Origin of the sequence: Duganella vulcania (assembly GCF_009857655.1) — a bacterium.
GTDB classification, from domain to species: Bacteria; Pseudomonadota; Gammaproteobacteria; order Burkholderiales; family Burkholderiaceae_D; genus Rugamonas; species Rugamonas vulcania.
Map to the genome: position 1 here is coordinate 1 of NZ_WWCX01000219.1, position 2,455 is coordinate 2,455.

The 2,455-nt window shown below is 68.8% G+C and carries 3 protein-coding genes; all 3 read right to left on the reverse strand.

Features of this window, described 5'->3' with window-relative positions; translation table 11 throughout:
• A partial coding sequence (locus GTP90_RS35425) for a cation:dicarboxylate symporter family transporter (RefSeq protein WP_371875187.1) occupies positions 1 to 333 on the reverse strand: 333 nt, incomplete at its 3' end.
• Between the two features lie 8 nt (positions 334 to 341).
• The gene (locus tag GTP90_RS35430) at positions 342 to 1,628 is read right to left on the reverse strand and encodes a dicarboxylate/amino acid:cation symporter (RefSeq protein WP_371875188.1); all 1,287 of its coding nucleotides are present in this window, start codon (positions 1,626 to 1,628) and stop codon (positions 342 to 344) included.
• Between the two features lie 9 nt (positions 1,629 to 1,637).
• Positions 1,638 to 2,455, reverse strand: an 818-nt coding sequence (locus GTP90_RS35435; protein WP_161087892.1) for a substrate-binding periplasmic protein, incomplete at its 5' end; no start/stop codon positions are given.

A 2,455-nucleotide genomic window follows, 5' to 3' on the forward strand; every position in this document is an offset into this window, starting at 1 on the left:
GCCGGCGCCGCCCAGGCCCGCCACCAGCACGCCCACCACCGCGCACAGCAGCATCGCCAGCAGCGACATGGCCGCCAGCCGCGCCAGCCGCGCGCCGGAACCCGGTTCCGACGGCAGGCGCTGCAGGCCGAAGTAAACCGCCAGGATCACGAACGGCAGCGCCGCCATCTGGATCAGCGACAGGTACAGCGCCGACACCGCCGCCAGCAGCGCCGCGCTGCCGGGGAACAGCGTGCCGGTCCAGCCGCCCAGCAGCATCGCGCCCAGCAGCGTGGCCGGGTGGTGGAAAATATCCCTGAGCTGGAACATGGCGGGTTTGACGAGTGTCTGCATGATGGGCGCTAGAGCTTGACGGGTTCGGCGCAGATGCTGGCCACGGCGGCGCAGCTGCAGATCACGGTGACGGCGGTGCGCGCCATGGCGCAGATCGGATCGACCGCCATCAGCAGGATGAAGGCGGCCTCGAACGGCAGCGACAGGTAGTTGCAGATGGTGCCCACCAGCGACACCGTCACCACGCCGGCCATGCCGGCCGAGGCAAACCCGGACAGCACCGACACCAGCACCAGCACGCCCAGGTCCAGCGCCGACATCGGGCGTCCGTACAGCGCGGCGATGAACAGGGTGCTGCAGACGAAATACGCGACCGCGCCGACCCGCAGCAGCGAGATACTCAGCGGCACCAGCAGCTCGACCCGCGCCCGCGCGAACTGCAGCTGCTCGACCAGGCCGCTGACCATGGCCGGCATGCAGGTGGCGCTGTTGTTGGTGGCCACGCCCAGCGCGAACGGCTCGCGCATGGCGGACATCACGGCGCCGTACGGCACGCCGGCACGGCGGCTGATCAGCGCCATCGCCATCCCCATCAGCAGGCCCGACACCAGCAGGAACAGGATCACGAAGCCGGCCATCGCCGCGATCGGCTGCAGGCCGGTCTGCGCCACCTGGCTGGCCGCCATGCACACCAGCACGAACGGCACCGGCAGGTTGACCCAGCGCGTCAGCGTCTGGCAGGCCTGGTAGACGGTCTCCAGCGCCTGGTGCAGGCCGCCCGAGATGCGGCTCGGCACCTGGCCAGCCGCAAAGCCGAACAGCAGCGCGAACACCAGCGCCTTGAGCGTTTCGCCGTTGGCCAGCGAGGCAAAGATGTTCTGCGGGATCAGCGACTGCAATACGTCCTTGAGCTCGGTCCGGTGCGGCGGCGCGGGCTCCTCGCGCAGCGCCATTTCGGTGTTGCTGCTCTCGCCGTCGGCGCTGATGATCTTGCCCAGCGCCGCGCGCGTCTCGGCCGGCAGGTTGCCGCCCGGCCGCACCAGCAGCGAGGACAGCGTCGCCGTCACCGCCACCACCATCGAGAAGGCGATGAACACCACCACCACCCGCTTGAAGATGCGCGCCGCGCCGCCGTCACGGTACAGGTTCTGCAGGCTGAAGATGACGGCCGAGATCATGAACGGCAGCACGATCATCTTCAGCAGGTCGACATACACCACGCCCACGACGCCCAGGTAGCGCGACAGCGACGGCGTCGCCCAGCCCAGCAGCCCGCCGGCCAGCACGCAGCCGACCACGGTCCATGGGTTCAGGGCCCACTGCTGGAAGCGTTGCATGCTGATGGGAGCGTCCACGTGGTTTCCTTATTTGAGGGCCCGGAGCACGCTTTTGGCCGTGGGCTGCACGGGCCGCTGCGCGATCAACTCGTTGACGAAGGACAGCAGGGTCAGGTCGCGGATGCCGACGATCACGCTGAGCGGCGCCTCCAGGTCGCTGAAGGTGACGGTGCGCAGGGTCAGCGCCAGACCCGGTTCCTCGCGCAGCAGCTGCACCACCTCCATCTCGTCGCGGTAGGCCGCCGTCACCTCGCCCTTCTTGGTCGCCTCGATCAGCTCGGGCCAGCCGGGATACTTGACCAGCTTGGCCTTGGGGAAATTGCGGCGGCCGAACTCTTCCCACGACGAACCGGCCATCACACCCAGGGTGCCGGTGTAGTCGCGCACCACCTGCGGCAAGGTGCGGTCGCCGGCCAGCTGGGCGAAGCGCATGCGGTTGATCAGCATCGCGTGGCCCAGCTTGATGTAGGAGATAGAGAAGTGCACCATCTGCGCCCGCTTGAGCGTACGGCCCAGCCGGCTGACGGCCACGTCGGCCTTGCCCACCGCCACCGCCTCGACCACGCTGTCGAAGGTCTTGTAGCTGCGGTCGAAGCGTACCGATACGCCGAGTTCGGAGGCGATCGATTTCGCCAGGTCGATGTCGGTGCCGACCAGGCCGCCGTTCTTGACGGAGAAAAATGGCGGGTTGTCGGTGCTCAGCATGGCGACCAGCAGTTCGCCGTGGTTGACGATGCGGGCGATGTCCGGCGCCAGCATGCGGCCATCGGCGACCTTGACCAGCGGTGAGCGGTCCGGCTCGGGTGCGGCCGCAACGGCGCCGGCCGTGGCGGGGCCCGCCCACG